A 26,890-nucleotide genomic window follows, 5' to 3' on the forward strand; every position below is an offset into this window, starting at 1 on the left:
GATGGGGCTGACGCCCGAGTTGGTTGTCATAAATGCAACGGTGGAGAGACCCATGAGCCAAACTGCACAGACAACGATCGATCAGGACGAAGTCGCGCGTTTCTCGGCCATGGCGGCAGAATGGTGGAACCCGAAAGGCAAATTTCGTCCGCTGCACAAATTCAATCCGGTTCGCCTGACCTACATTCGCGACCACGTTGCAGCGCACTTTGACCGGGATCCGAAAAGCGACAAGCCGATGGCGGGCCTTAGAGTGCTCGATATCGGCTGTGGTGGCGGGCTTCTTTCGGAACCGATGGCCCGAATGGGTGCCGAAGTGTTGGGTGCCGATGCGTCCCGAACCAATGTCGAAGTCGCTTCCATCCATGCCGAACAGAGCGGCGTCAATGTGAGCTATGAAGCCGTAACATCCGAGGAACTGGCCGCCCGAGGAGAACGCTTTGACGTCGTGCTCAACATGGAAGTTGTCGAGCATGTTTCTGATGTCGATCTGTTTCTCACGTCCTGCGCCGAGATGGTAAAGCCAGGCGGCATGATGTTCGTCGCCACCATCAACCGGACCATGAAAGCACGGGCGCTCGCAATCATCGGCGCGGAATATGTGCTGCGCTGGCTGCCGCGCGGCACTCATCAGTACGAAAAACTGGTGCGTCCGGAAGAAATCGAAACCCCGCTGTCAGCGTCGGGAATGAACGTTATCGACCGTACTGGCGTGTTCTACAATCCGTTGCAGGACCAGTGGAACCTGTCGCGCGATATGGACGTCAACTACATGATGCTCCTGGAGCGCCCGAAGAGCGTCTGAACCACACGGCGGCGAGCCGGCATTCAGACCGGAATGCTCTCGAGTTGCGCCAGCAGATCGCGTTGACCCGGCGCATTCGCCTCGACTAGAGCCTTGATACGGACGCGATCAATCTCCAGACGTTCGCCCTCAGGATCATAGGCCTGCTTGAAAGTGAATGCCCTCGGACCTGGGCCATTGTCATGCAACCACTCCAGCTTCTCGGCGCCCTGTCTCCAGTCCGGACGGCGCCCAGTTCCAACCCACCACAAGACCAGAGGCGGCCAGTCATTCCTGGTGTTCCAGTTGCGCGCGTTCTTGAGCGCCTCAGCGTGAACCCCTGAGTAGGAAAAAGCCATCAAGCTTTCCACGTCCTCCCAAAGCGAGAGTGAGGACGGCCCGCTGTCGAACCCGCTGCCCTTTATGAAACGTGGGAAAACCTGCACGCCCCAGCTAAGGGGACCCGGTTCATCGTCATAGCCGGAACGTCCGACAAACCCGGAAGCTTTTTCAGCCGCAGCAAAATTCAAAGGTTCCCGGCGCAGGAAACCCTGCACCTCGGGCGCATCATAAGGCGCCACGTGCAGACCAAAATTGTACATCGCAAGATGAAAACCGGATGCGTCCATCTCAACTCAGATCTTCCGGAAATTCCGGCAGTGGCGCGATCTCGATGCCTTCCTCGATCAACGACTTTGCATCATCGCTTGAGGCGTGCCCGATAATGCCCCGCGCCTCGGCTTCACCGTGATGGATCTTGCGCGCCTCATCGGCAAACCGGTCGCCGACATCCTCGGAGTTCTGTTTCACCGTCTGCACCATGTCCCGCAGCTTGCGCATCATCTCGCGTTTCTCAGGGTCCATCGCCAGCGGGCGCGGCGTGTCTTCCCGGGAAACCGCCACAGCCGGTGCCATCAGCGCCTTTCCTACCTGCTTCGATCCACAGACCGGGCACTCGACCAGTCCACGTTCACTTTGGCCGTCAAAGTCCTTGCTTGAGGAAAACCATCCCTCAAATTCATGATCCTTGTCACAGAGCAAAGAAAAGCGGATCACGCCACTCTCTCTCCCGCTTTCGCCGGTTCTCCCGTTTCAATTCGATAGCTGCGGGCGTTCTTCAGGTTGGGGATCTTGGCGCGCGCAGCTTTCACCTCGTCAAGCGACAGAGTGGCGACAATCACACCTGGTTCATCGCCGTCAGCTTCCGCGACCACACGTCCCCAGGGATCAATGATCAGCGAATGCCCATAGGTTTCGCGCCCGTCTTCGTGCACGCCGCCTTGCGCCGCCGAAATCATGAAGGCTCCGTTTTCGATTGCTCTGGCGCGTTGCAGCACATGCCAGTGCGCCTCACCGGTCTGGCGGGTAAAGGCGGCAGGTGCTGTCAATATATCAGCGCCGGCCAGTGCCAGATCCCGGAAAAGGTGCGGAAAACGGATATCGTAGCAGATGCCCATTCCCAGCCGCGCCACATCGAGATCAACAGTGCAAGCCGCTTCGCCGGGTTTATAGACGGAGCTTTCCCGCCAGCTCTCGCCATTGTCGAGGTCCACATCAAACATGTGGATCTTGTCATAATGGGCAAGAGAGGCGCCATCAGGGCCGAACACCACACCGCGATTGGCCGCCATGTCGTGGCCGACGTCGATAGCAGTCGATCCGACATGCAGGTAGATGCCAAGTTCGGCAGCAAGAGACGAGGCTGCCTTCAGGACAGGATCGTCGGCTTCCGTTCTGAGGATACTGCGCAGGCCAGCACGGTTTTTCTGCACAGCACCCGTCATTTCCGGGGTCTGCACATAGCGTGCGCCGCGCGACGCAGCTTCGCGAACAAGAGCCTCCATGGCTTCGATGTTCACCTCGGGCGAAACGCCCGAGCGCATCTGAATGGCAGCGACAACCAGTTCACGCATGTTTCAGCCTCCTGTCAGCATCGGGTCAAGTTTTCCGGCGCGATCAAGAGCGTGCAGCTCGTCGCAGCCTCCAACGTGAACACCATCAATGAATATCTGCGGAAATGTCGCCCGGCCGTTTGCCTTGCCAATCATTTCCTGCTTCAGATCCGGAGAGAATGTGGCGTCATGTTCCGTATAGCTGACGCCTTTTCCATCCAGCAAACCTTTGGCCGCGGTGCAAAATCCGCAAAACTGTCGTGTGTAGATGATTACGTCTGCCATGCGGGTCTCCGTTTGTTCTACGGCCTCTGCGGCCCTTCAAGCATATAGGGTTTCCTCGCCCTGGCTTGCAACCCTGGCAAAGGTCAGCACGTTGACCTGAGCCGCACCTGCACGCAACAACGAGCGTGTGGCAGCCTCCACGGTTGATCCGGTGGTCAGCACATCATCGACCAGAAGCACCTTGAGCCCGACAAACCTTTGCGCCTGTTCGGGCACGGTTAAAAAAGCTCCGCGAACATTGTCCTGCCGCGCCTTCAAACCCAGCCCGACCTGTTGGCGTGTGGCGCGAACTCGCCGCAAGACGCCCGGCAGAAACGGCTTGCCCGCGATACCCGCAAGCGTGCGGGCAAGCTCCGCCGACTGATTGTAACGCCGCGCAAATAACCGTCCACGATGCAATGGAACGGCAATGATGACATCGCTGTCATCCACGACGTCCCGCCCTGCCCGTATCATCCATTCGGCCATCATCGCGGCCAGGTCGGCACGGTCAGAATATTTGAGCCCGTGAACTATCTTGCGGGCAACGCCATCATGAAACACCGCAGCCCGCGCCTTCGCATAAGCTGGCGGATTGGCGATCGCCTGAGGCGAAATCAATCCCTCGCCACGATCATGATCAAAAGGCACACCGGTGATATCACAAAATGGCCGCTCTATGAACCGCACCGTCGCCCAGCACTCCGGGCACAAGGCAGCGGGACGCCCCACTATCTTGCCGCAACCTGAGCAAACGGGTGGATACACCAGTTGAATGAGACCCATTCCCGCAGCCTGACAGGAAGCCAGCAATCTGTGCCTGAAGTGAAGGAGATACGCGCGGTCCATCGGTTGACATTACAGCCGTTCCATCCAACAAGCGAGCCACAGCAAGGCAGACAGTGCTTTGCTGCATCCGAAATAGACCGATAGGCCCACGATCATGGACCGCCTCTTTGATCACAGTTTGCTGCGTCAGCGCCGTTTACGCGCCTTGGCCGACTTTGAGCCGGGCGCAGATTTCCTCATCAGCCGAATCGCCGAAGACTTAGCCGAGCGGCTCTCGGTGGTGGAAAGACATTTCGAGAACCCGGTTCTGGTTCACGCTGGCTTACCGCTTGCTGCTGCCATGATGAAAGCAACCGGCAAGACCGGCGATTTCAAGTACGTCGACATGTGCGCGTTGCCCGGCATTGACCCAGGCAGGCAGATTTTCGCCGAGCCGGATTTGGTGCCGTTGGAGCCCGGCAGCGCTGATCTGATCGTTTCAACGCTTGCGCTGCATGTGACCAATGATACGCCAGGCGTGCTCGTACAGTTGCGCCGCGCCTTGAAGCCTGATGGATTGCTGCTTGCCGCAACGCCGGGCGCAGGCACGTTAGGGGAACTGCGTGAATCCCTGCTCGCGGCGGAAAGTGAGCTGACCGGTGGCGCCAATGCCCGGGTTCACCCCTTTGCCGATATTCGGAATTATGGCGCCCTGCTCCAGCGCGCCGGTTTCGCACTGCCGGTCGCCGATATCGATGACATTGTAGTCAGATATGCCGATATGTTCGCGCTGCTGAAAGATCTTCGGGCAATGGGCATGACGTCAATTCTGACAGACAGAAGCCGAAGTCCGATAAGCAGGCAGGTCTTCCTGAGAGCCGGACAGATTTACGCAGACCGATTCTCGGACCCGGACGGCCGTATCCGAGCCAGTTTCCCGGTCATTCATCTCTCAGGCTGGGCGCCCCATGAAAACCAGCAGAAGCCGCTCAAGCCGGGCTCTGCCAAGGCTCGTCTCGCAGACGCGTTGAAAACGCCCGAAAAAAAGCTGCCGCGCTAAAAAAGCAAAAGCCTATTGCGAATCTTTCAGATGGTTCGAGGTGCTATCCATCAGACCATTTATCGAGTCACCCAGCACCGTCGCCCCGCCGATCAGCGCAGCTGTGATCAAGGCCGTAATGAGACCGTACTCAATTGCAGTGGCTCCGGAACAGTCTCTGACAAACCTGGAAAACAAAGATTTCATGACTAATTCCGATTCCGCTCAAATAACTCTTTGGGGTGGTTCAGCAATCGCCGGTCTTCCTGCCATCACTTCGAATGATGCAAAGCGCACCTGGATTGTCCTGAAGGATGGATTTACGAACGGTGTAGGATGTGGTTTTCGAACGTGACGGAATGGATCCGGTCGTGATGTTGTCGAACCTGTCCGGCGCCCACGCAACACTGGCAGAAGGCGATCGATCCGCAACAATTGGCGTCAGGATTGCGGCGATTGCAATCGCCGCAGTACCGAACAGCAGAGCAACGCGGACCGCACCAAATCGCTTTGGCGGGTTCTCCTGTCCATCTCTGTCCATTACCGTCATCCAGAAATCCCCGTCGGTCATAACGCCTCCACTGAGAATCCTTCCGGATCCGTCACACGAGCTATTCTTGCGTGAAGTAAATTGAAGTTTCATTAACGCTAACGACAACATGCGGCAGATTGAATGTCATTTTCATCGCGCAATGCGCAAGCCGTCGCGCACGCGCCGTCACAAAAGGTCGATGAGATACGGAATGAGGGGTTCATCGGCCGGCGGCATCGGATAGTCGCGCATATCGCGCGGACGAACCCACTTGAGGGCTTGGCCTTCGAGGCCGCGAGCCGTTCCTTCAAACCGGCGGCAGACAAAAAGCGGCATCAGCAGATGAAATTCATCGTAGCTGTGGCTGGCAAATGTCAGCGGCGCCAGGCAAGCTTCCTTGGTGATGATGCCGACTTCTTCGGAAAGTTCGCGGATCAAGGCTTCTTCGGGTGTCTCACCCGGCTCCACCTTGCCACCGGGAAACTCCCAGAGACCGGCCAGTTTCTTGCCTTCAGGCCGCTGGGTCAAAAGCACCCGCCCATCTGCGTCAACCAGGGCACAGGCCGCAACCAGCAATATTTTCTTACCGCTCATCGCATCAATACCCCGGCTTCTGGCGATAGGCGTAGCGGTAGACCTCGCCAAAGCCCAGTCCCTTGTAGAGCTCCACCGCGGCAGTGTTGGCGCTTTCGACCTGCAGCCATGCCGTATCGGCACCACGATGGCGCGCCCACCTCAGTGCCGCAGTCACCACATCACGGCCGTGCCCCGCACGACGCACGTCTGCCCGCGTGGCCAACTCAAACAAGCCGGCGAGGTCATTGTCATGAACACAAAGAGCCGTCGAGACCGGGCCGGTCGTCTCTTCCTCCAGCACGAACAGGCCGCTGGGTGGGCGTATCGAACTCAACACTTCGGTGAGTCCCGGCTTGAGTGACTGATCACGGCCATGCACGGCAATGGACGCATCGACATAACGTCCGATGTCGCGCATCGGCAGGTGATCCATGCCATTGTCGATGTCGAGGCTGTCGATCGCGCCGGTCATGACGATGGTTTCGTCGAATCTTCGCCAGCCGAGAGCATCCAGATAAGCCTCCAGCGGCCGCGGCGCCAGGGGCGATTGCCTGAACACCAGCGGCCGGTCATAGGAATCGAAACGGCGAGCAGCACGCTCGACTCGACCTTCAATGCCATCGTAGTCAGACGGATCAAGCGGATTGACGGAATTCAGGCGTTTTGAAGGGTGGCCTGCAGTCAGACGGATCTGCCAACTGCCGTCATACTGGATTGATGCTGCGGGCCAGGCCCGAAATCCAACAGCTTCAAGCCTTCTGACGATTGCAAGGTTTGGCAAAACAGGCCCCGTACTTCTGGTATGTTGGCAAGCCGCTCAACTGCGGTAATCACCGTTGATCTCGACATAAGCCTTGGTCAGATCGCAGGTGAACACGCGGGCCTTGCCGCGACCAATACCGAGATCAACCCTTATGGCGATCTCGTCCTGTTTCATGACATCGGACGCTGCGGCTTCACTGTAGTCAGGATCGCGCTCGCCATCGACAGCCACACGGACATCGCCAAACCAGATCGCCAGCTTGTCGCGTTCGGCCTTCTCGCCCGCCTTTCCGACAGCCATGACGATACGGCCCCAGTTTGCGTCCTCACCGGCGACAGCGGTCTTGACCAGCGGCGAATTGGCGATGGATCGCGCAATCCGTCCAGCTGCCTTCGCCGATGCCGCACCCGTCACCGTGATCTCGACCTGCTTGCGTGCGCCTTCGCCATCACGGACGATCTGGATTGCCAGATCTTCCATCAGATCCGCCAGCGCTTTGGCAAAACCACGTGCCCTCGCATCCGAAGCGGAACTGATCATCCCCGCGCCACGGCCTGCAGCAGCGCCTGTTGCAAAAGCCAGCAACGTGTCCGAAGTCGACGTATCACTGTCGACAGTCACCGCATTGAAGGTCGAACCGACATGACGGCTGAGCATCGCCTGCAGTGCAGAAGGTTCAATGGCGGCGTCGGTCACGATAAAAGACAGCATTGTCGCCATGTCGGGCGCAATCATGCCCGCACCCTTTGCAATGCCGTTGAGCGTCACAGTCTTGCCGTCAATCCGCGCCGTCCGGGTAGCGACTTTCGGATAGGTATCGGTTGTCATGATCGCACGCGCAGCATCAAGCCACCGGTCGCCGGTGGCAGAGACCGCCATTTGATCAAGAACGGTCGAGAATTTGGTCGCGTCCAGAGGTTCGCCGATGACACCGGTCGACGCGAGAAAGACTTCGTCCTCGGTGCAATTGACCGCCTCTGCTGCGGATTTCGCGGTCAGCTCTGTGGCGGCACGCCCCTTTTGTCCGGTAAACGCATTGGCGTTTCCCGAATTGACCACCAGGGCCCGCGCCTTGCCACCAGCAAGATTTGCGCGACAAAAATCAACCGGCGCGGAAGGGCACTTCGATGTCGTGAAGACACCCGCCACTGTCGCCGGTTTGTCGAACACCATCAGCATGACATCGGTGCGGTTCTTGTACTTGATCCCCGCCGCCGCTGTTTCGATACGAACCCCCGCGATTGGCGGGAGTTCGGCATAGGACTTCGGAGCCAGGGGCGAGATGTCGGTGGACATGGAACGATCCTTGAGGCGTCAGTTAGCCTGAAACGGCTGTTACTGCTGCGGTTGCTGGCTGATGGTGTCGTAGGCTGCCTTCAGTTCCGGGTCGAGCACATCGATCTCGATCTCGGTGCGCGCAGCGCGGATGAGTTCGGCGTAACGTTCGCGCATCACCAGCTGTCGAACCTGATCAGCCACTTCCTCAAAAGCCGGCGGCGCTGTTTCACGGCGTTCCTCGACCTTGATGACATGCCATCCGAACTGGGTCTCCACCGGCTCCTTGGCATACTCGCCAGCCTTCAGTGTGAATGCGACGGCTTCGAATTCAGGAACCATGCGGCCCTTGGTGAAAAAGCCGAGATCTCCGCCTTGCGCAGCACTTGGTCCCGTGGACTTCTCCTTGGCCAGTTCTGCGAAATCCTTGCCGGCATCCAATTCGGCAATCACCGCCTTGGCCTCTTCTTCTGTCTTGAGAAGAATATGGCGTGCGCTGATTTCCTCTTCAGGCGGAACCGCGGCAATTTCTTTCTCGTAGCGCGCCTTGATGTCTTCGTCGCTGACAGGGTCAACCACCGTCGACTTGAAGATGGCATTGTGCAAGGCGCGGTCGCGCTGGAACGCCATCAGCTTTTTGAACTCATCTGTCTCGTCAAGCTTTTCCGCTTCAGCCTTGCGAGCGAGCGTCTTGATATCGATGACTGCGGCAAGAGCAGCCACACGACGCTGCTGATCCGGCAGGCGGGCAAACTGCGGGTCTAGGTCACCTTCAGCCAATGTCAGCTCTGATGCACGGATTTCGGCACCGGCGACAGTTGCCACCACCGGATCGGCCTCATCAGCCGCGAAGCTGTGAACAGGAAGAAATGCGACTGAAGTCAGGAATAGTGTGGCTGCAAGCTGCGATAGGCGCATGGATAGACCTTTCATTGTGAGGCTTTTTCTGGTTGGCCGTCCAAGTGCTCTTGGATTTTGGCAACCTTAAGACGGCCTTTCGCCGCCGTTGACATCGTTCGAACCCCCTCTTATCTGTCAGCCAACCGTCCGTCCAGACGGCTTTCACTGGATGAAGGCTATCCGGACAGCGATTTCCAACCGATATACCGGTCGCAGGCCAGCGCCGGTTTTCAACACTGCAGACCGTGCAGCCTCAAGAAAGGACCATTGAAATGGTCAAGTTCGGCGCAATCGCCCGCAAGATTTTCGGCTCGTCAAATGATCGCCGGATCCGGGCCTACCAGCCAAAAGTTGACGCGATCAATGCTCTGGAAGCTGAACTCGCAGGTCTTAGCGATGCTGAGTTGGCGGCCAAGACGGTAGAATTCCGTGAGCAGCTCGCAGCAGGAACAAAACTGGACGACCTTATGGTGCCAGCCTTTGCAACCGTGCGCGAGGCAGCCCGACGCGCCATCGGGCTCAGGCCATTCGACGTGCAGCTGATTGGCGGCATGATCCTCAACGAAAATTCCATTGCGGAAATGAAGACCGGTGAAGGCAAGACACTTGTCGCGACCTTGCCGGTTTATCTGAATGCCTTGTCCAGCGACGGTGTTCATGTGGTGACGGTCAACGACTATCTGGCGCGGCGTGACGCCGAATGGATGGCCAAGATCTACGGCTTTCTAGGAATGACCACAGGCATCATTACCCATGGCATGGACGACGACGAGCGTCGCGAAGCCTATGCCTGCGACATCACCTACGCCACCAACAACGAGCTCGGCTTCGACTATTTGCGCGACAACATGAAGTATGACCGCGCCCAGATGGTACAGCGCGGACACAACTTCGCTATCGTCGACGAAGTGGACTCCATTCTTGTCGACGAGGCCCGCACACCGTTGATCATCTCCGGTCCGCTCGATGACCGCTCGGATCTCTACAACAGCATTGATACGCTGATCCAGAAGCTTGAACCCGACGATTACGAAATCGACGAAAAGCAGCGCTCCGCGACCTTCACCGAATCCGGTACTGAAAAGCTTGAAGGCATGCTCACGGAAGCCGACATGCTCAAGGGTGAATCGCTTTACGATGTCGAGAACGTCTCTGTTGTCCACCACATCAACAACGCCCTGAAGGCGCACCGGCTGTTCACTCGCGACAAGGATTACATAGTCCGCAATGACGAGATCGTCATCATCGACGAATTCACCGGACGCATGATGCCGGGACGCCGCTATTCCGAAGGCCAGCATCAGGCGCTTGAAGCCAAGGAAGGCGTCAAGATCCAGCCGGAAAACCAGACGCTGGCATCGATCACCTTCCAGAACTATTTCCGCATGTATTCTAAGCTCGGCGGCATGACCGGTACGGCCTCCACCGAGGCCGAGGAGTTTGGTGACATTTACGGGCTGGAAGTGGTCGAAGTGCCGACCAATGTGCCGATTGCCCGTCTTGACGAAGACGACGAGGTCTACCGCACCGTCGAGGAAAAATATCAGGCCATTATCGACGACATCAAACAGTCGCGTGAGAAAAAGCAGCCGGTTCTGGTGGGCACCACGTCGATCGACAAGTCCGAAATACTGGCCGAACTGCTGCGCAAGGCAGGCGTCGAGGACTTCAAGGTGCTCAACGCCCGCTATCACGAGCAGGAAGCCTACATCGTCTCCCAGGCTGGCGTCCCCGGCGCGGTCACCATCGCCACCAACATGGCCGGCCGCGGTACCGACATCCAGCTCGGCGGCAACGCCGACATGCGGATCGCCCAGGAACTTGGCGACATGCCCGAAGGTCCCGAGCGGGAGGAAAAGGTCAAGGTCATCCGTGCCGAGATCCAGGCGCTGAAGGACGAGGCCCTGGCGGCCGGAGGCCTCTACGTTCTGGCCACCGAGCGGCATGAGAGCCGGCGCATCGACAACCAGCTGCGTGGCCGTTCCGGCCGTCAGGGTGACCCGGGCCGCTCCAAGTTCTTCCTGTCGCTGCAAGACGATCTGATGCGCATTTTCGGCTCCGAGCGCATGGACGGCATGCTCAAGACCCTTGGTCTCAAGGAAGGCGAGCCGATCATCCACCCCTGGATCAACAAGGCGCTTGAGCGGGCGCAGAAAAAGGTCGAGGCGCGCAACTTCGACATCCGCAAGAACCTGCTCAAATTTGATGACGTGATGAACGACCAGCGCAAGGTGGTGTTCGAGCAGCGCAAGGAACTTATGGACTCGGAATCGATTTCCGAAACCATCGAGGACATGCGCAATGAAGTGATCGACGGGCTGGTCAAGCTTCACATTCCCGAGCGGGCCTACGCCGAGCAATGGAATGTCGACGAGCTCAAGAAGGGCGTGCAAGCCTATCTCAACCTTGATCTCCCCATCGAGCAATGGGCTGCCGAAGAAGGTATCGCCGAAGACGACATCCACACCCGCATTGTCGAAGCCGCAGACAATCTCTCCAAGGAAAGAGCCGAAAGGTTTGGCGCGGAAGTCATGACTTACGTGGAGAAATCTGTTGTTCTTCAGACACTTGATCACCTGTGGCGCGAACACCTGGTCAACCTCGATCACCTTCGCTCAGTCGTCGGTTTCCGCGGCTATGCACAGCGCGATCCGTTGCAGGAATACAAGTCCGAAGCCTTTGAGCTGTTCCAGGCACTGCTCGCCAACCTGCGCCAGGCCGTCATGTCCCAATTGATGCGGGTGGAGATCGTCCGCGAGGCAGCGACGACGCCAGAGCCTGAGTTGCCTGAGGGTATGGAAGCGCACCACATCGATGCCACCACCGGCGACGACGAATTCACCGATACGGATTCACAGTCGGGTCTTGGCATCGTGGCCCCTGAAAACCGCGATCCCGCTGACGAATCCACATGGGGCAAGGTTGGGCGAAACGAAGCCTGCCCCTGTGGATCAGGCAAGAAGTACAAGCATTGCCACGGCGCCTACTGATCGTCGACCGTAGCATCTGAAATAGGCCGGGATCGCCAATGTCGATCCCGGTTTTTTCGCCCGTAGCTGGCTTTTGACACCAGCCGGGACCGGGCACGGCTTCAGACTTTCAGACCCGAATTTCAATCAATGCCTAGCTAATACAACGACAATGGCACAGGTGCAGACCACGATCAGGCTCAAAACAGCCACAATCCGTGATTGTTGGAGGATGGGGTCAAACCGTTTCTTAACGTCGCCATGACAGTGTGGCGCCACAATAACGGGATTGAAGCCTGACCATGACGTTGATCGACACCGCTGGCAGATTGTTGCCTCCGCGCTACGTGGCGCGGCTGACGCCGGTGTTTGATCGGCTCTCCACGATTGCGACTGCGACCGACGGCACCAGCGTCGCGCAGCGAATGGCGATGATTGCCTTCGCCATCCGCATCTTCAGCGCAGCCATTGCGTTCGCCTCCCAGATCATCCTGGCTCGGCTGATGGGTGATTTCCAATACGGTGTGTTCGTGTTCGTCTGGGTCATTGCAATTATCCTAGGCAACCTCTCCTGTCTCGGATTTCACACCGCCGTCATCCGCTTTCTGCCGCAGTACCGCTCTGCAGGCGCCGATGAGGCAGTGCTCGGCCTAGCCGTGACCGCGAGGATATTCTCGATGGTGTCGGCAACACTGATCGCGGGCACAGGCATCGCAGCACTTCATTTCCTGGGCGACCGGATCGAATCCCACTACGTCCAGCCGCTTTTCGTCGGCGCCTTCGTGCTGCCAATGATAGCGTTGGGCGACGTACTGGATGGAACCGCAAGGGCAAATGGCTGGCCCGTTCACGCCCTCAGCCCGACCTATATTGTCCGCCCCCTGCTCATCCTGACCTTCGTCGCCGGTGCCATCTGGCTTGGCCGCATGGCCGATGCCAATACCGCCATCATAGCTGCTCTTGCTGCAACCTATTTCACCACGCTGGCCCAGTTTCTGGTGATGACAACCCGGCTTAGAAAGCGGTTTCCCGCACAGCGCCTGGAGATCCATTTCAAGACCTGGTTGATGGTGGCCTTTCCGATCTTCCTGATCGAAGGTTTCTACTTCATGCTCACCAATGCCGATGTCATTGTCGTCGGTATTTACCTCCCCCCCGAAAAGGTGGCGGTCTATTTCGCCGCGGCCAAGACCATGGCCCTGGTGCATTTCGTCTATTTTGCCGTCAAGGCAGCAGCCGCTCAGCGCTTCTCGACACTCGTTTCAGGCGCGGACCGCATGGCTCTGGCTTCCTTTGCCAAGCAGACAGTGCAGTGGACCTTCTGGCCCTCACTGCTGGTGGGTGCACTGGTCATCGCCGCAGGACCATTCCTGTTGTCGCTGTTTGGCCCAAGCTTTCAGGAAGGCCATATGATCATGGTCATTCTGTTTGCAGGCATTATCGCCAAAGCAATGATCGGCCCCGGCGAGGTGCTTCTGACCATGGCGGGTGAACTCAAGATCTGCGCAACAATCTATGCTACGGCGCTCGCGGCAAATCTTGCTCTCAATGTCCTTTTGATTCCCGTATGGGGTCTACACGGCGCAGCAACAGCCACGGCTGGCGCAATGATGATTGAGGCTGGTCTGCTCCACCTGATCGTCAGGCGGCGACTGGGCATCATCATGTTCATAGCCGCCGCTCCAGTGTCGGGGCGCGACGCTTCTTCCACAGAGGCGAGATAAGCCATGGCCTCCAGTCCCATTGTTCAGGAAGAGGTCGGAAGCCAGGCCAATGCACTGATCGGTGAATTTGCCGATGTGGAATCCGGTCGGCCCTTGGCAGAACGCGAGGTCGCCGTTGGTCGTGAGGGACGGCATCTGACAATCTATCCGGCGCGCGCTGGCTATGAATTGCAGGAAGAACTCGATTTCCTGACCAACCGTGCGCTCGAACCCAACGTTTTCTTTGCTGGCCGCTTCCTGGCCCCCGCGATGCCAAGGCTGGAAGACCGGGTCATCCGCCTCATGCTGATGCGTGACGAAACCGAAAACCATTCCCGCATGCGCATGCTGCTGCCGTTTTCGGTCGAAAAGCCGGGTTTTTCCGTTGGCGCATCCATCATCCGCGCCTGGGCCAATCCGTTTGGTCCATTGGGCACTCCCCTTCTGGATCGCGAAGACGCGGCCGAAACGCTCGACAACATGCTGGAAGGCCTTGCGCGTCCTGATATGGGGCTGCCGGGCATCCTCGTGCTTCCCGATATGCGGCTCGATGGGCCAGTCGCGGGCCTCCTGCGTGCTGTCGCAATGTCCCGCAGCCTTTCGGTCTCTGTCACCGACCAGGCCCAGCGGCCGTTCCTCGACAGCACGCTGGATGCCGACGATTATCTCGCCAAATCCATGTCTCCCCATCACCGTCGTGAAATGCGTCGGCAGTGGCGCAGACTGTCCGAACATGGCGAACTGAGCTACATGGTTGCCCGCCAGCCTGAAGAAATCCGCTATCACCTCGAGGAATTCCTGACGCTTGAAGACACCGGTTGGAAAGGCCGACGGAAATCGTCAATGGTCTCGGATCGCTACCGCGCGGCCTTTGCCCGGGAAGCCATCAACAGTCTGGCCGAGACCGACAGTGTGCGCATTCACTCTATGGCGCTAAATGGCGAGGCCATCGCCTCGATGATCGTATTCGTTTCAGCAGGCGAAGCCTGGACCTGGAAAACCGCCTATAACGAAGAATGGGCCCGCTATTCGCCAGGCAAGCTGTTGGTCGACAGGCTGACGGAGTGGCATCTCGATGACCTCAACATCCGCCGCACGGACTCCTGCGCAGTGCCGGACCATCCGATCATGAGCCGCATGTGGTCGGAGCGTGAGAACATGGGCACCATGGTCATTGGCCTTGCTCCCAAACATGACCGCGATGTCCGCCAGGTAGCGACCCAGCTCCACATCTACCGCAACACCCGCAACATCGCCCGCCTCCTGCGGGAGAAGATCCGCGGCATGGCCAAACGCTGACCAGGCTTCAGTCAGATGTGGCGCTCTTCCTGGCCTCGGCAATCGCCTGATCCCTCAGGATCCGGCGGATGACCTTGCCCGTCGTGGTCAGCGGCAGGCTGTCGACAAATTCGATCTCTCTTGGATACTCGTGCGCAGACAACCGCGTCTTGACCCATTCGCGCACGGACTCGGTGAGTTCAGCGTCGGGTGTGATCCCGGGCGCCACCACGATATAGGCCTTGACGATTTCAGTGCGCATCGGATCCGGTTTGCCGACCACAGCCGCGAGCGCCACAGCAGGATGACCGGTCAGACAATCCTCGATTTCACCCGGTCCGATCCGGTAGCCCGACGACGTGATGACATCATCATCGCGGCCGAAGAACGAGAAGTACCCTTCCGCGTCGCGCACGCCCTGATCTCCGGTGATCATCCAGTCGCCAATGAACTTGGCGTCCGTCGCGGCCTCGTTGCGCCAGTAGCCCAGAAACATCACCGGGTCCGGACGCCGGACGGCAATCTGACCCGACGTGCCATCCGGCACAATGTTGCCCTCATCGTCGATCACCGCCACCTCGTGGCCGGGCACCGGTTTGCCGATTGCCCCGCCGCGGCTGACGCCGAGCATCACACTGGAGGCCAGCACCAGATTGCACTCTGTCTGGCCGTAGAACTCGTTGATGGTCAGGCCCAGAACCTTTTGCGCCCACTCATAGGTCTCCCGCCCCAGCGCCTCGCCACCCGATCCGACAGTGCGCAAATCGAGGCTGTGACGTGACAGCGGATCTGAAACCGTGCGCATGATTCTGAGCGCCGTTGGTGGGATAAAGGCATTGCGGACATTCATCTCGGCCATGATCCGGTAGGCCAATTCCGGATCGAATTTCTGCGCCTGCGACGACACCACCGGCACGCCGAGCAGCAATCCCGGCAGCAACACATTGAGCAACCCTCCAGCCCAGGCCCAATCGGCGGGCGTCCAGAGCTTGTCCCCGGGCTGTGGCATGAATTCGTGATGGATCTGGACCCCGGGAATATGACCGATCAGCACACGGTGCCCGTGGAGCGCGCCCTTGGGCGGGCCGGTGGTTCCGGATGTGAAAATCATCAGCGTGGGATCATCAGCCCGGGTCTCAACCGCAACAGGAGCGTCGGAATGACCGTTTTCAAGCCCGTCGAAACTGACTGTATCCGCCGCACCATCATCGCCGAGACCAGCAACCACGAGGGCTTCAAGGTCGGTCAGCCGTTCCCTGATCGCCGAGACCTTCTCCTGCCCGTTGGGCGTCGTCACCAGGACCTTTGCGCCCGAAGCGGAAAGACGGTGTTCAATGGCTTCCACCCCGAACAACAGCGCAAGCGGCACTGCAATGCCACCCAGCTTGTAAATCGCCACATGCGCGATTGCCGTTTCGAACCCCTGTGGCAGCATCAGCGCCACCCGGTCGCCAGCCTCGACGCCCAGAGACTTCAATCCCCGGGCAAATGCATTGGAGCGTCGTGCGAGGCCATCATAAGTGAGCTGATCCGGCGGACCATCAGGATTGAAATGTTCGAGACAGACGCGGCCCGGCTCGCGTGCAGCCCAGTCATCCGACACCGCACGGCCAATGTTGAAAAACTCAGGCACATCCCACCAAAATCGTGCGGCAATATCTTCAAGAGTTTCTCCGGCTGGCAACAACATGAGCAAAAATCCTTGCGCTAAAGCCCTGAACCGCCCGCAGAAAGGCTGCTCGGCGGCAAGACAGCATATGTGGGCAATCCCTATCAGGCGCTGATCCCGGAATGAAGAGGCCCAGCATTTTTAGCGCAGGTTCGGTTCCAGTAGAGTGATGGTATCGACCAGTTATCATGGCGGCGGCGACTATCAGCACCCACAGGCTGATCCGGATTGATGTCCATCAAGGCAGCAAAACAGGATCAGGCTATCCTTTCACATCGGCAACAAGCCCAAGCTCTGTTCTCCCATGCGTCCGGAAGACAAGCGATTGGGTGTCGGGAACACTTTTCTGCGGCAAGAGGCGACAAACCAATGATCGAGTTCTTGAATGAAAGCAGCGGCAATACAATTGGCATTCGTGCCACCGGCAAGCTGACGAAAGCGGACTATGAAACCGTTCTGATTCCGCGTTTGACTAAGCTGTTCAAGGAACACGGAAAGCTCAACCTCGTCTTCCTCATGGATGAAGGCTTTGAAGGCTGGGATTTGGAGGCCGCATGGGACGACGCCTCTTACGGCCTCATGCACCAAGCCGATTTCGGAAAACTGGCTGTGGTCGGCGGCCCGGCATGGGTCGCCTGGAGCGTCAAACTAAGCGCAATTCTGATGAAGGGCGAGATAAGGGTTTTCGATGCCGGCCATGGGGATGAAGCCTGGCAATGGGTTGGGACTTGATCTGCCGCGACGGCCAGTCGCCCAGATGCCGAATCCTGGCAATGACAAAATGGAGTTTCACCTGATGAACGAAAGCAAAACATTTCGGAAACGCTTGAGAGAATCCAAGCCGTTGAAAAACGATTGGCAGAAAAGCTCGGCGTGATCTTCGGCGCCAGGACGCCAGTCCCTGATGTATCAGACAAAGCAGACGCGATCCGCAGCAAATCGGGTGAGCTCACGAGGAAACTGACCGAAACGGATGACACGGTGTGGGGCGGCATCAAAGAAGAGGTCAATCGCGATCTGCATGCCCTTGAAGGCGATTTTGAGCATTGGATTCAATATCTTGACAATCACTACAGGGACTAGTCAACACCCATTGCGCGAAAGCTGATCTCCCCGCCTGCAATGTTGATCGTCACAAACCAGAAGCACGCGGGCAGCAAAGTGCCGCAAGCGCAAACTACTTGAACAAGGCTTTCAGAGAGGTGGTGCCCCCTTCCGGACTCGAACCGGAACTCCTTTCGGAACCGCATTTTGAGTGCGGCGCGTCTACCAATTCCGCCAAAGGGGCATCCTGCCGGGTGAACCGGTGCGGACGGCGGGACTATAGTCAGCGATTTTCTCCGGTCAAACGCTTTTTCAACATCCGGGCCACATAGAATGATATTGGCGACAGTAACGCCATCGTGCGGTTTACCCCGCAACACTTTCGCCCTAGAAGGCTGGCGTTGCTGCTTGGAAAAGAAGGCCTCCCATGCTCCTGCTTCGCAGACTCTATGACTGGACCATGTCGCTGGCGGCCACCCGTCATGCCGAGAAAGCGCTTTTCAGCGTCTCATTTGCCGAAAGCTCGTTCTTCCCGATCCCGCCCGATGTGCTGCTGATTCCGATGACGCTGTCAAAGCCGCGCAGTTGGGTCCGGTTCGCCGTGATCTGCACAGTTGCGTCGGTCATTGGCGCCTTTGTCGGCTACGCCATCGGCATGTTTCTTTACGAGAGCATCGGTGCCTGGATCCTCGAAACCTACGGCGCCGCGGATAAATTCGAGAAGATTTCAGAATGGTACAACACCTGGGGCGGCTGGGGTGTGCTGTTTGCCGCGATTACCCCGTTTCCCTACAAGGTGCTGACCATATTTTCAGGCGTCACCGGGCTCAATCTGGTCGTGTTCGCCACGGTCAGCGTCATCGGTCGCGCCTTCCGGTTTTTCCTGGTCACCTGGCTATTGTCGAAATTCGGCAAACCTATTCGGCTGTTCATCGAAAAATACCTCGGCCTTCTTTTCACCCTGTTTATGGTCCTCCTGCTGGGTGGATTTTATGCAATCAAATATGTGTTCTGACCATGACAACTTCTGACCTGACTTCGTCCGCTGCCATCCGCACCCGGACGATGACCGCACTTTTCCTTGCTATGGCGATGGCGCTGGTGGTCGGCACAGCGCTGGGTTTTGAGCATATCGGCGGCTACATCCCGTGCGCGCTGTGCCTGGAACAGCGCATACCCTACTATATCGGCGTACCGCTGATGCTGGTCGCAGCCCTCATTTCCAGAGCAGGCGGACCGTCATGGGTCGTGCGCGGATTGCTCGCTGTCGGCGGATTGCTGATGCTTTACGGGCTTTACCTCGGCGTCTACCATTCCGGCGTCGAATGGCATTGGTGGGAAGGCCCTGCGTCCTGCGCGACTTCGGCTGATGCCGTGACCAAGGATGCCGGATCCCTGCTTGGCGATCTCAGCTCGAAGAAGCCTCCATCCTGTGATTCGGCGGCTCTGCGCGTGCTCGGTCTGTCATTCGCCGGATGGAACGTGCTAGCAAGCGCGGCGCTGGCAGCCATCGCGCTGCGCGGCGCATCAATCAAAGGCTGAGCAGCCGATCACGGCTGCAGCTCAACATCCCAATAGAGATAGTCCATCCAGCTTTCATGCAGAAAGTTTGGCGGGAACATGCGTCCGTTGTTGTGCAGATCCTGCACGCTCGGCCGATAGGGCTTTTGCTGCGGTATCATGCCAGCCTGCTTGGGCATGGCCCCACCCTTCCTGAGATTGCAGGGCGAACAGGCCGCCACCACATTTTCCCAGGTTGTTTCTCCACCGCAGCGCCGAGGGATGACGTGATCGAACGTCAGTTCATCGGGCGAGCCGCAATACTGGCACTCAAAACGGTCACGCAGGAACAGGTTGAAACGCGTGAATGCCGGGAACCGCGATGGTTTGATATAGGTCTTCAGACAAACCACGCTTGGCAAGCGCATCGAGAAGGTGGGCGATGAAACCGCGTGATCATATTCGGCAACGATCTGCACGCGATCGAGGAACACAGCCTTGACTGCGTCCTGCCACGACCACAGTGACAGCGGGTAGTAACTCAGTGGTCTGTAATCAGCGTTCAACACGAGCGCTGGCAAGGACTGCGGGGATACAAAAATCGTCAACTTGTTCTCCTGAGAGATAGCGATTCGGCATCTGCGGAGACCATATTAGGCTGGACGTGACAGGATTGTGAAGCACTTGATTTTCGAATCGTTTTTATCCGTACCGGGGGCTGTCTTCAGCCTTCGACAGGGGTCGCATCGCGACGCATAACTGCGGCATAATAAGCCCACAACAGCCTGGCGGCGACACCACGCCAAGGGCTCCACTCTTCTGCCAGAACAGACAGATCCCTTAAGCTGGGTCGCCCCTCCATACCCAAAGCATGGGCCGCAGCAGCCTGCAGCGCCACATCGCCGGACGGGAACACATCGGGATGTCCGGCGCAGAACAACAGATAAACCTCTGCGGTCCACGGCCCAACGCCCTTGATCGCTGTCATTGTGCGGATAGCAGTCCGTCCCTCAAGATTGCACAGATGCTCAAGATCAAGCTCGCCCGCCAGCACCGCTGACCCCACCCGGAAAAGCGTCTCCGCCTTGGCCCGCGAAAGCCCGGCCTGGCGAAGCGCCTCCGGGCTTAGCGCCAGGATCGCCGCCGGGCTGATTTCGCCGGCCGCCAATTCCAGCTTCCGCCACAGCGCATTGGCGCTCGCCTTGGAAACCATCTGCGAAAGGATAATCTCGGCCAGCGCCGCGTAGCCCGGCGGCTTCCGCCGCAACGGCACCGGCCCGGCAAGTTCGATCGCCCGGGCGAGCCGCGGATCAGACTGCGCCAGGACAGTGAGGCCCTCGGCGATATCGTCAGTGCTGTCGACACGGCGCATGCCTGGCTTCCTGCTTTTGTTTGAGCCCGATGATGCGGCTCAACACCCAGTCCGGTGACGAGTATCGTGACGAGCTTCGCGAAAAATGACATGAAACACCATGCCAAACGACAACACCACAGCCAAGCCGCGCTTCAGCGCACCTACCGTCCGCTTTGCTCCCAGCCCCAACGGGTTGCTGCATGTTGGACATGCAAGGTCTGCCATGTTGAACAGGAGCTTCGCGAATGCCCATGATGGCACCTTCCTGCTGCGCATTGAAGACATCGACACCACCCGTGCGCGGCCCGAATTCGAGGCCGCCATCATGGAAGACCTCGCCTGGCTCGGTATCGAATGGCCAAGCCCGGTTCGGCGCCAGTCGGATCACTTCGAAGAGTATCAAGCGGCGCTGTCCGAATTGCGCAAGCTCGGACTGCTCTATCCTGCATTTCTCAGTCGCGCGGAAATCTCGACCAAAGTGTCGGAAATCGAGAGCTCTGGCCAGCTCTGGCCCCGCGATCCCGACGGTGCGCCGCACTACCCCGGCAATGACCGCACGCTATCTGAGTCCGCACGCAACCGCAGGATCTCGGACGGCGATGCCCATGCCTGGCGCCTGGACATGCAGTCTGTGCTCAACGGTCTCGACACACAGCTCTCCTGGGATGAATTCGGATCCGGACCGGCAGACGAGACCGGCCAGATCAATGCTGACCCCGAAGCGTGGGGTGACGTCATTCTGGCAAGGCGCGATGTTCCGGCGAGCTATCATCTCTCGGTGACCCTGGATGACGCCTTCCAGACCGTCACCGACGTGATTCGCGGCGAGGACCTGTTCGCAGCCACCTCGATTCACCGTTTGCTGCAGCACCTGCTCGGCCTTCCCGCACCCCGCTATCACCATCATAGCCTGGTGCTCGATCAGGACGGGCGCAAACTGTCAAAGAGTGACGGGGCCACATCCATCGCTTCACTCCGGCAGCAGGGCGCAACCCTGGAAGACATTCTCGCTATGGCAGGCCTGGCTCCACCTGACTGACGCCGTGTGGCACCGTCAAGAAATCAAGTCTCTTGAGATGGCTCTTTCTTGACCTCGGCAAGTGCGCGTGCCCGCGCCTTGAGAATGGCGGCATTGATTTCCGCGCCGAGAATGAAAATGGCGGCAATGATGTAGAGAAACACCAGTGCGATCATGATCGAGGCAAGCCCGGCATAGGTTGAGACGTAAGTCGCAAATTCCTCAAGGTAACTGGCAAACGCCAGAGCGCCCGCGATCCAGGCAATCAGCGTCACTGCGATACCGGGGATCACATCCATAAGCCGCCTTTTCCCTGCGGGCAGCCACATATGAGACATCACCAGGGCGGTAACCAGAACTGATACAGCTATGAGTATCCGCCAATTGTCGACCGCAGAGATCAACGTGTCCATCCATGGTGCAAACTGACGCGCCAGTTTCAGCGCCAGCGGCGCCAGCACCAGCAGAAAGCTGATCGCGGTGATCACCATCACTGCTATGACAATGAATCCCAGGCTCTGCGCCCGGTTGACATACCAGGCGCGCGTTTCGGTCATGCGGTAGGCGCGGTTGAGTGACACTCTCAGCGCTTCGACGCCATTGGACGAAAAGAAGGCTGCCGCAAGCACCGAAACTGTCAGCAAACCGCCGCGTTCGATCGTCAGCACGTTGATCACCTCGCGCGAAATCGGCGCGGCAATGGCATCGGGCCAGGTATCAAAAATCAGATGCGAGGCTGTTTCCGCGTAGGCATTGGCGCCAAGGAAACTCGCCAGCGCCGTCCCGAAGATCATGAACGGGAACAGCGCCATGAGGATCGACAATGCAACATGACTGGCCATCGCCCAGCCATCATCATTGTTGAAATGGGTAACCGCATCGAGGATAACAGCGCGCGTGCGTCGCAATGGTTGCTCCTTGGCTGACTGACACTCAAACCCAACCGGCATTGTCAGCCTGGCTTGATTATGGGATTTGAATCGCCTCAAGAACAGGGCAGATGACGCAATGAGTGGCAATAACCAACAAAAGACCATCCTCGTGACGGGCTGCTCCAGCGGAATCGGCGCCTATTGTGCCCGAGCGCTCAAGGCCGAGGGCTGGCATGTGATTGCATCGGCTCGAAGCGAAGAAGACATCTCGACACTCAGGAACGACGGAATTGAGGCCTATCGCCTCGACTATGCCGATCCGGACAGCATTGCCACGTTTTTCGCGCAAGCAATGGAAGCCACTGGCGGACGCTGCGATGCGCTGTTCAACAATGGCGGATACGGTCAGGTCGGCGCGGTCGAGGATCTCCCGGTTGATGCGTTGCGAGCCCAGTTCGAGGCAAACTTTTTCGGCTGGCATGACCTGACGCGGCGGGTGCTGCCGGTGATGCGGGCACAACGCCACGGCCGCATTGTCCAGTGCTCATCTATACTCGGTCTGGTCCCGATGCGGTTCCGTGGCGCCTACAACGCCTCAAAACATGCGCTCGAAGGCCTCTCGGTGACACTGGCTATGGAACTTGAAGGAAGCGGCATCCATGTCAGCCTGATCGAGCCCGGCGCAATCAAGAGCAAGTTCAGAGCCAATGCCCTGAAGCTTTTTCACCGCAACATAGACATCGAGAACTCTCTGCACCTTGAGGATTATCAGGCCCAGCTGCGCCGCCTCGAAAAACAGGAACAGTCAGACAGCGGTAAACTTGGACCTGAAGCGGTCCACGAGGTGCTGCGCCATGCCCTCACATCGCCTCGCCCGCGGTATCATTACCCCGTGACCCGTGCGGCGAAACTGGGTGTCCTTGCCCGCAGAATCCTGCCTGCACGAATTTTCTACCCGTGGCTCGCCACGCAGGATTGATCAGACCGCTCTGATGGACTTGCCAGCAAAAGCCCCTATGTTCCCATCCGAAATGCGTCACAAGGAAACTGCCCGATGTCGTCCGTAACCTATGTCCTGTCCATTATCGTCATGCTGGCCGTAGCGGCCGTGCTGGTTCGCGGTCTCGTCAATATGGCGCGCGGCGGCTCGGGCAACCTGTCCAACAAATTGATGCAGATGCGCGTGCTGCTGCAATTTGTCGCGGTGGTTTTGATCGTCGCAACTTTGTGGCTCACCGGCGGCGGTCGCTAACCTTGACGACCCTCACGCTACGCATCCCGCATTAAGTTTCAGAAAGCTTGCTCCATGGTCAAACTCAACAAGATTTACACCAGAACCGGCGATGACGGCACCACAGGTCTGGTGGCGGGCGAGCGGCGCCCGAAATACGATCTGCGGATTGAAACCTACGGTACGATCGATGAGACCAACGCCGTCATCGGAATGGCCCGGCTGCACACAGTCACCATGCCTGACCTCGACGCCATGCTCATGCGGATCCAGAACGATTGCTTTGATCTTGGTGCGGATCTGGCGACGCCTGATACCGGTGAAAAACTGGACTACGAGCCCTTGCGGATTGTTGATGCTCAAGTTGACCGGATCGAAGCCGATATCGATCTGCTTAATGCCGATCTCGAACCGCTCCAATCCTTTGTGCTGCCGGCTGGAACTCCGGCTTCAGCGCATCTGCACCTGGCACGCACAGTGTCACGCCGCGCCGAGCGGCTGATGGTCGAGCTCGCAGCCAGGGACAACGAAACCGTCAATCCGGCTGCCATCCGCTATGCCAACAGATTGTCGGATTTCTTTTTCGTCGCCGCGCGCTGGGTCAACGACAAGGGCCGCACGGATGTGCTTTGGGTTCCGGGCAAAAACCGCTAGGGTCCGTCACCATGGTTTGAGTGCCACCCGCCCATAGGAAAATCGCGCGATGTTCATACCGCTCTACGATTCCAACGATCTCAAACACATCAAATTGCAATGGGTCACATGGTCGTTGATTGCGATCAACTTGCTCGTGTGGGCGGTGACCGGCCTCGCAGGCGATGACAGCGACTTCACCAACGCCGCATTCCTTGGGTTGGGTTATATTCCCTCGGTGGTCAACGATATCGCCGAACTGCCACCTTCGCTCGTTCTGGTGCCGGAAGATGCCACCTACATCACCTACAGTTTCCTGCACGGAAACCTGCTCCATGTCGGCTCGAACATGCTCTTTCTCTGGGTGTTCGGCGACAATGTCGAAGACGCCATGGGCCATATCAAGTTTCTGATCTTCTATTTCCTCTGTGCCGCCGCCGGCGCGTTCATGCACGGATTGCTTCTGCCTGACTCGAACGGCCCGTTGATCGGCGCTTCAGGCGCTGTTGCCGGGGTCATCGCGGCCTACCTCATGCTTCATCCAAGGGTCAGGGTCTGGGTTCTTGTCATGGGCCGCATCCCGTTACCACTGCCGGCCTACATTCCGCTTCTGTTTTGGGTGGGCACGCAGTTCGTCATGGTCTTCACCGACCTTGGTGGCGAAGTCTCTTGGGGAGCTCATATCGGCGGCATAATTGCCGGTGCGGTTCTGGTTCTTGTCTTCCGCCGTTCCGGCGTTCCACTGTTTGACAGGACCATCAAGAGTCCCAAGGCAGTGATCCATGAAACCCAGCCGATCATTCCCGATAAAGCCACCTCGCAAACGCCGCCGCAGAAGTGGGGACGCTAGCAGCTGGAGCGCCAGAATTGACGCGGACGTAAACGTCATTTATCTCGCATTGCAAAATCTCCTGTGCTGTTGCGATTGAATTTGGAGAAAAATCGCGTATCCATGTCGCCAATCGGCTATCCGGCTGGCGTCTGCAAAGGCAAAAATCCGGAGCAACGGTCTGATGCCAGGGCTATCCGGGCTGATCAGGACGCGGCCGAACAGTGAGGCCTAACAAAGTGAGGAAGGCAAACCGATGAAAATTCTCGTGCCGGTCAAGCGGGTTGTTGACTACAACGTCAAGATCCGGGTCAAGCCAGATGGCAGCGGCGTCGATCTCGCCAATGTGAAGATGTCGATGAATCCATTCGACGAAATCGCCATCGAAGAAGCCCTGCGGTTGAAAGAAGCCGGCAAGGCTACGGAAGTGATCGCCGTTTCCATCGGACCGGCCAAGGCCGAGGAAACCTTGCGCACAGCACTCGCAATGGGCGCTGACCGGGCAATTCTCGTCGAAGCCGATACGCTGGTCGAGCCGCTCGCAGTCGCCAAGATCCTCAAGGGAATTGTGGGCGAAGAGAACCCCGATCTTGTGATTCTCGGCAAACAGGCGATCGATGATGACGCCAACCAGACCGGCCAGATGCTGTCCGCCCTGCTCGGCTGGAGCCAGGCCACGTTCGCTTCCAAGGTTGAAATCGGCGATGGCTCGGCCAACGTCACCCGCGAGGTCGACGGCGGCCTGCAGACCATCTCGGTCAAGCTGCCGGCGATTGTCACCACCGATCTGCGTCTCAACGAGCCGCGCTACGCTTCTCTGCCCAACATCATGAAGGCAAAGAAGAAGCCGCTCGACAAGAAGACAGCCGCTGATTACGGCGTCGACATCGCAGCCCGGCTCGAGGTTATCAAGACCGAGGAACCAGGCGGCCGCAAGGCAGGCGTCAAGGTAGGCTCAGTGGCTGAACTCGTCGACAAGCTCAAGAACGAAGCAGGCGTGCTGTAAGCGCGGGAAAGGAAGATCAAATCATGGCCATTCTCATCATAGCCGAACACGACCACGCTTCGCTGTCCGACCAGACCGCAAAGGCTGTCAGCGCCGCAGCAAAGATCGGCGGTGACATTCACGTCCTCGTTGCAGGCAAGGATGCCAAGGCAGCAGCCGATGCGGCAGCCAAGCTCGACGGCGTCGCCAAGGTGCTGCATGCCGAGGGCGACGAATACGCCAACCGGCTTGCCGAACCGCTCGCTGCCCTGGTCGTCTCTCTTGCAGGCGACTACGACACGCTGATGGCGCCAGCCACAACCTCGGGCAAGAACGTCATGCCGAGGGTTGCAGCGCTTCTCGACGTCATGCAGATCTCGGACATCATCGAGGTCATCTCCGCTGATACCTTCAAACGGCCTATCTATGCCGGCAACGCCCTGCAGACAGTAAAGTCGACCGATGCCAAGCGCGTTATTACAGTCCGCACGGCGTCCTTCTCAGTCGTCGGCGAAACTGGATCGGCTTCGGTCGAAACTGTTGCCTCGGCTGGAGATCCGGGACTGTCGTCCTTCGTCAAGGACGCGATTGCCACAAGCGACCGTCCGGAATTGACTTCGGCCAAGATCATCATCTCCGGTGGTCGCGCACTTGGTTCGTCAGAGAAGTTCCAGAGCGTCATCTTGCCGGTAGCTGACAAGCTGGGTGCCGCCGTCGGCGCATCACGCGCAGCGGTCGACGCCGGCTATGCCCCCAACGACTGGCAGGTGGGTCAGACCGGCAAGGTTGTCGCCCCTGATCTCTACATCGCCTGCGGCATTTCAGGAGCCATTCAGCATCTGGCGGGCATGAAGGACTCAAAGGTCATCGTCGCCATCAACAAGGACGAGGAAGCGCCGATCTTCCAGGTGGCCGACTATGGACTGGTAGCCGACCTGTTCGAAGCACTTCCAGAGCTCGAAAAGGCGCTCTGATCCGTCAGAATCTGACGGCGAGATCAATGGCCGGGCTG

Annotated in this window: 31 protein-coding genes and 1 tRNA gene; 16 read left to right on the top strand and 16 right to left on the bottom strand. The window is 58.4% G+C overall.

The features are described 5' to 3' along the window. Positions 1-52: 52 nt before the first annotated feature. Positions 53-805 (top strand): bifunctional 2-polyprenyl-6-hydroxyphenol methylase/3-demethylubiquinol 3-O-methyltransferase UbiG, encoded by a 753-nt coding sequence (gene ubiG / locus WNZ14_RS01795; protein ID WP_342866897.1) that lies wholly within the window; start codon positions 53-55, stop codon positions 803-805. A 23-nt stretch (positions 806-828) separates the two neighbouring features. Here ubiG and WNZ14_RS01800 read toward each other — a convergent pair whose 3' ends face one another. The 5 genes from WNZ14_RS01800 to WNZ14_RS01820 are packed head-to-tail and all read right to left on the bottom strand — an operon-like array spanning position 829 to position 3,726. Then, positions 829-1,413 carry a DUF3291 domain-containing protein gene (locus tag WNZ14_RS01800; RefSeq protein WP_342866898.1) on the bottom strand — a complete coding sequence of 195 codons (585 nt, stop codon included), beginning with the start codon at positions 1,411-1,413 and terminating at the stop codon, positions 829-831. 1 nt (position 1,414) lies between these two features. Beyond that, positions 1,415-1,840 (bottom strand): DUF1178 family protein, encoded by a 426-nt coding sequence (locus WNZ14_RS01805; RefSeq protein WP_342866899.1) that lies wholly within the window; start codon positions 1,838-1,840, stop codon positions 1,415-1,417. Continuing rightward, entirely contained in the window at positions 1,837-2,697 is an 861-nt protein-coding gene (locus tag WNZ14_RS01810; RefSeq protein WP_342866900.1) for a carbon-nitrogen hydrolase family protein, read from the bottom strand. Before WNZ14_RS01810 ends, WNZ14_RS01805 begins: the two co-directional genes overlap by 4 nt. A gap of 3 nt (positions 2,698-2,700) precedes the next feature. Then, positions 2,701-2,961, bottom strand: a complete 261-nt coding sequence (gene grxC / locus WNZ14_RS01815; protein ID WP_342866901.1) for a glutaredoxin 3 — start codon at positions 2,959-2,961, stop codon at positions 2,701-2,703. Between the two features lie 36 nt (positions 2,962-2,997). Then, the gene (locus WNZ14_RS01820; RefSeq protein WP_342866902.1) at positions 2,998-3,726 is read right to left on the bottom strand and encodes a ComF family protein; all 729 of its coding nucleotides are present in this window, start codon (positions 3,724-3,726) and stop codon (positions 2,998-3,000) included. Between the two features lie 157 nt (positions 3,727-3,883). On the opposite strand from WNZ14_RS01820, the gene WNZ14_RS01825 reads away from it, so the two are divergent. Next, the gene (locus tag WNZ14_RS01825) at positions 3,884-4,768 is read left to right on the top strand and encodes a methyltransferase domain-containing protein (RefSeq protein ID WP_342866903.1); all 885 of its coding nucleotides are present in this window, start codon (positions 3,884-3,886) and stop codon (positions 4,766-4,768) included. Positions 4,769-4,780: 12 nt separating this feature from the next. On the opposite strand, the gene WNZ14_RS01830 is transcribed toward WNZ14_RS01825, so the two are convergent. The 6 genes from WNZ14_RS01830 to WNZ14_RS01855 form a co-directional block, all read right to left on the bottom strand. Continuing rightward, the gene (locus WNZ14_RS01830) at positions 4,781-4,954 is read right to left on the bottom strand and encodes a Flp family type IVb pilin (RefSeq protein WP_342866904.1); all 174 of its coding nucleotides are present in this window, start codon (positions 4,952-4,954) and stop codon (positions 4,781-4,783) included. Positions 4,955-4,994: 40 nt separating this feature from the next. Further along, the gene (locus WNZ14_RS01835) at positions 4,995-5,318 is read right to left on the bottom strand and encodes a hypothetical protein (RefSeq protein WP_342866905.1); all 324 of its coding nucleotides are present in this window, start codon (positions 5,316-5,318) and stop codon (positions 4,995-4,997) included. A gap of 147 nt (positions 5,319-5,465) precedes the next feature. Next, positions 5,466-5,873, bottom strand: a complete 408-nt coding sequence (gene mutT / locus WNZ14_RS01840; RefSeq protein WP_342866906.1) for an 8-oxo-dGTP diphosphatase MutT — start codon at positions 5,871-5,873, stop codon at positions 5,466-5,468. A gap of 4 nt (positions 5,874-5,877) precedes the next feature. Further along, positions 5,878-6,636 (bottom strand): GNAT family N-acetyltransferase, encoded by a 759-nt coding sequence (locus tag WNZ14_RS01845; protein WP_342866907.1) that lies wholly within the window; start codon positions 6,634-6,636, stop codon positions 5,878-5,880. A 36-nt stretch (positions 6,637-6,672) separates the two neighbouring features. Further along, complete coding sequence (gene argJ, locus WNZ14_RS01850) at positions 6,673-7,914, bottom strand: bifunctional glutamate N-acetyltransferase/amino-acid acetyltransferase ArgJ (protein ID WP_342866908.1); 1,242 nt, start codon at positions 7,912-7,914, stop codon at positions 6,673-6,675. A 39-nt stretch (positions 7,915-7,953) separates the two neighbouring features. Further along, complete coding sequence (locus tag WNZ14_RS01855; protein ID WP_342866909.1) at positions 7,954-8,811, bottom strand: peptidylprolyl isomerase; 858 nt, start codon at positions 8,809-8,811, stop codon at positions 7,954-7,956. 254 nt (positions 8,812-9,065) lie between these two features. Between WNZ14_RS01855 and secA the strand changes: the two genes are divergently transcribed. The 3 genes from secA (at position 9,066) to WNZ14_RS01870 (ending at position 14,764) form a co-directional block, all read left to right on the top strand. Further along, on the top strand, positions 9,066-11,783 hold the full coding sequence (gene secA / locus WNZ14_RS01860) for a preprotein translocase subunit SecA (RefSeq protein ID WP_342866910.1): 2,718 nt from the start codon (positions 9,066-9,068) through the stop codon (positions 11,781-11,783). Positions 11,784-12,064: 281 nt separating this feature from the next. Beyond that, the gene (locus WNZ14_RS01865) at positions 12,065-13,486 is read left to right on the top strand and encodes a lipopolysaccharide biosynthesis protein (protein ID WP_342866911.1); all 1,422 of its coding nucleotides are present in this window, start codon (positions 12,065-12,067) and stop codon (positions 13,484-13,486) included. 3 nt (positions 13,487-13,489) lie between these two features. Continuing rightward, complete coding sequence (locus WNZ14_RS01870) at positions 13,490-14,764, top strand: GNAT family N-acetyltransferase (RefSeq protein ID WP_342866912.1); 1,275 nt, start codon at positions 13,490-13,492, stop codon at positions 14,762-14,764. Between the two features lie 7 nt (positions 14,765-14,771). Here WNZ14_RS01870 and WNZ14_RS01875 read toward each other — a convergent pair whose 3' ends face one another. Further along, on the bottom strand, positions 14,772-16,433 hold the full coding sequence (locus tag WNZ14_RS01875) for an AMP-binding protein (protein WP_342866913.1): 1,662 nt from the start codon (positions 16,431-16,433) through the stop codon (positions 14,772-14,774). Positions 16,434-16,643: 210 nt separating this feature from the next. Between WNZ14_RS01875 and WNZ14_RS01880 the strand changes: the two genes are divergently transcribed. Both WNZ14_RS01880 and WNZ14_RS01885 read left to right on the top strand, forming a co-directional pair. Further along, positions 16,644-17,144 carry an STAS/SEC14 domain-containing protein gene (locus tag WNZ14_RS01880; protein ID WP_342866914.1) on the top strand — a complete coding sequence of 167 codons (501 nt, stop codon included), beginning with the start codon at positions 16,644-16,646 and terminating at the stop codon, positions 17,142-17,144. A 123-nt stretch (positions 17,145-17,267) separates the two neighbouring features. Next, on the top strand, positions 17,268-17,495 hold the full coding sequence (locus WNZ14_RS01885; RefSeq protein ID WP_342866915.1) for a hypothetical protein: 228 nt from the start codon (positions 17,268-17,270) through the stop codon (positions 17,493-17,495). Positions 17,496-17,615: 120 nt separating this feature from the next. Here WNZ14_RS01885 and WNZ14_RS01890 read toward each other — a convergent pair. After that, a tRNA-Leu gene (locus tag WNZ14_RS01890) sits at positions 17,616-17,700 on the bottom strand. A gap of 189 nt (positions 17,701-17,889) precedes the next feature. On the opposite strand from WNZ14_RS01890, the gene WNZ14_RS01895 reads away from it, so the two are divergent. Both WNZ14_RS01895 and WNZ14_RS01900 read left to right on the top strand, forming a co-directional pair. Further along, positions 17,890-18,471: a YqaA family protein gene (locus WNZ14_RS01895; protein ID WP_342868481.1), complete on the top strand. Its 582-nt coding sequence runs from the start codon at positions 17,890-17,892 to the stop codon at positions 18,469-18,471. 2 nt (positions 18,472-18,473) lie between these two features. Further along, positions 18,474-18,998 carry a disulfide bond formation protein B gene (locus WNZ14_RS01900; protein WP_342866916.1) on the top strand — a complete coding sequence of 175 codons (525 nt, stop codon included), beginning with the start codon at positions 18,474-18,476 and terminating at the stop codon, positions 18,996-18,998. 8 nt (positions 18,999-19,006) lie between these two features. Here WNZ14_RS01900 and WNZ14_RS01905 read toward each other — a convergent pair whose 3' ends face one another. Both WNZ14_RS01905 and WNZ14_RS01910 read right to left on the bottom strand, forming a co-directional pair. Then, the gene (locus tag WNZ14_RS01905) at positions 19,007-19,564 is read right to left on the bottom strand and encodes an HNH endonuclease (protein ID WP_342866917.1); all 558 of its coding nucleotides are present in this window, start codon (positions 19,562-19,564) and stop codon (positions 19,007-19,009) included. 116 nt (positions 19,565-19,680) lie between these two features. Beyond that, positions 19,681-20,328: a DNA-3-methyladenine glycosylase 2 family protein gene (locus tag WNZ14_RS01910; protein ID WP_342866918.1), complete on the bottom strand. Its 648-nt coding sequence runs from the start codon at positions 20,326-20,328 to the stop codon at positions 19,681-19,683. Positions 20,329-20,428: 100 nt separating this feature from the next. Between WNZ14_RS01910 and gluQRS the strand changes: the two genes are divergently transcribed. Further along, complete coding sequence (gene gluQRS / locus WNZ14_RS01915; protein ID WP_342866919.1) at positions 20,429-21,349, top strand: tRNA glutamyl-Q(34) synthetase GluQRS; 921 nt, start codon at positions 20,429-20,431, stop codon at positions 21,347-21,349. A 23-nt stretch (positions 21,350-21,372) separates the two neighbouring features. On the opposite strand, the gene WNZ14_RS01920 is transcribed toward gluQRS, so the two are convergent. Beyond that, positions 21,373-22,278 carry a YihY/virulence factor BrkB family protein gene (locus WNZ14_RS01920; RefSeq protein WP_342866920.1) on the bottom strand — a complete coding sequence of 302 codons (906 nt, stop codon included), beginning with the start codon at positions 22,276-22,278 and terminating at the stop codon, positions 21,373-21,375. 58 nt (positions 22,279-22,336) lie between these two features. On the opposite strand from WNZ14_RS01920, the gene WNZ14_RS01925 reads away from it, so the two are divergent. The 6 genes from WNZ14_RS01925 (at position 22,337) to WNZ14_RS01950 (ending at position 26,852) form a co-directional block, all read left to right on the top strand. After that, on the top strand, positions 22,337-23,179 hold the full coding sequence (locus tag WNZ14_RS01925; protein WP_342866921.1) for an SDR family oxidoreductase: 843 nt from the start codon (positions 22,337-22,339) through the stop codon (positions 23,177-23,179). 75 nt (positions 23,180-23,254) lie between these two features. Beyond that, positions 23,255-23,452: a twin transmembrane helix small protein gene (locus WNZ14_RS01930; RefSeq protein ID WP_152011365.1), complete on the top strand. Its 198-nt coding sequence runs from the start codon at positions 23,255-23,257 to the stop codon at positions 23,450-23,452. Between the two features lie 54 nt (positions 23,453-23,506). Further along, positions 23,507-24,085, top strand: a complete 579-nt coding sequence (locus WNZ14_RS01935) for a cob(I)yrinic acid a,c-diamide adenosyltransferase (RefSeq protein WP_342866922.1) — start codon at positions 23,507-23,509, stop codon at positions 24,083-24,085. A 49-nt stretch (positions 24,086-24,134) separates the two neighbouring features. Further along, entirely contained in the window at positions 24,135-24,914 is a 780-nt protein-coding gene (locus WNZ14_RS01940; RefSeq protein WP_342866923.1) for a rhomboid family intramembrane serine protease, read from the top strand. A gap of 235 nt (positions 24,915-25,149) precedes the next feature. Beyond that, positions 25,150-25,899, top strand: a complete 750-nt coding sequence (locus WNZ14_RS01945; RefSeq protein ID WP_342866924.1) for an electron transfer flavoprotein subunit beta/FixA family protein — start codon at positions 25,150-25,152, stop codon at positions 25,897-25,899. Between the two features lie 23 nt (positions 25,900-25,922). After that, positions 25,923-26,852, top strand: a complete 930-nt coding sequence (locus tag WNZ14_RS01950; protein WP_342866925.1) for an electron transfer flavoprotein subunit alpha/FixB family protein — start codon at positions 25,923-25,925, stop codon at positions 26,850-26,852. The last annotated feature ends 38 nt before the right edge of the window (positions 26,853-26,890 follow it).

Origin of the sequence: Hoeflea sp. AS60 (assembly GCF_038900115.1) — a bacterium.
Classification (GTDB): domain Bacteria; phylum Pseudomonadota; class Alphaproteobacteria; order Rhizobiales; family Rhizobiaceae; genus Hoeflea.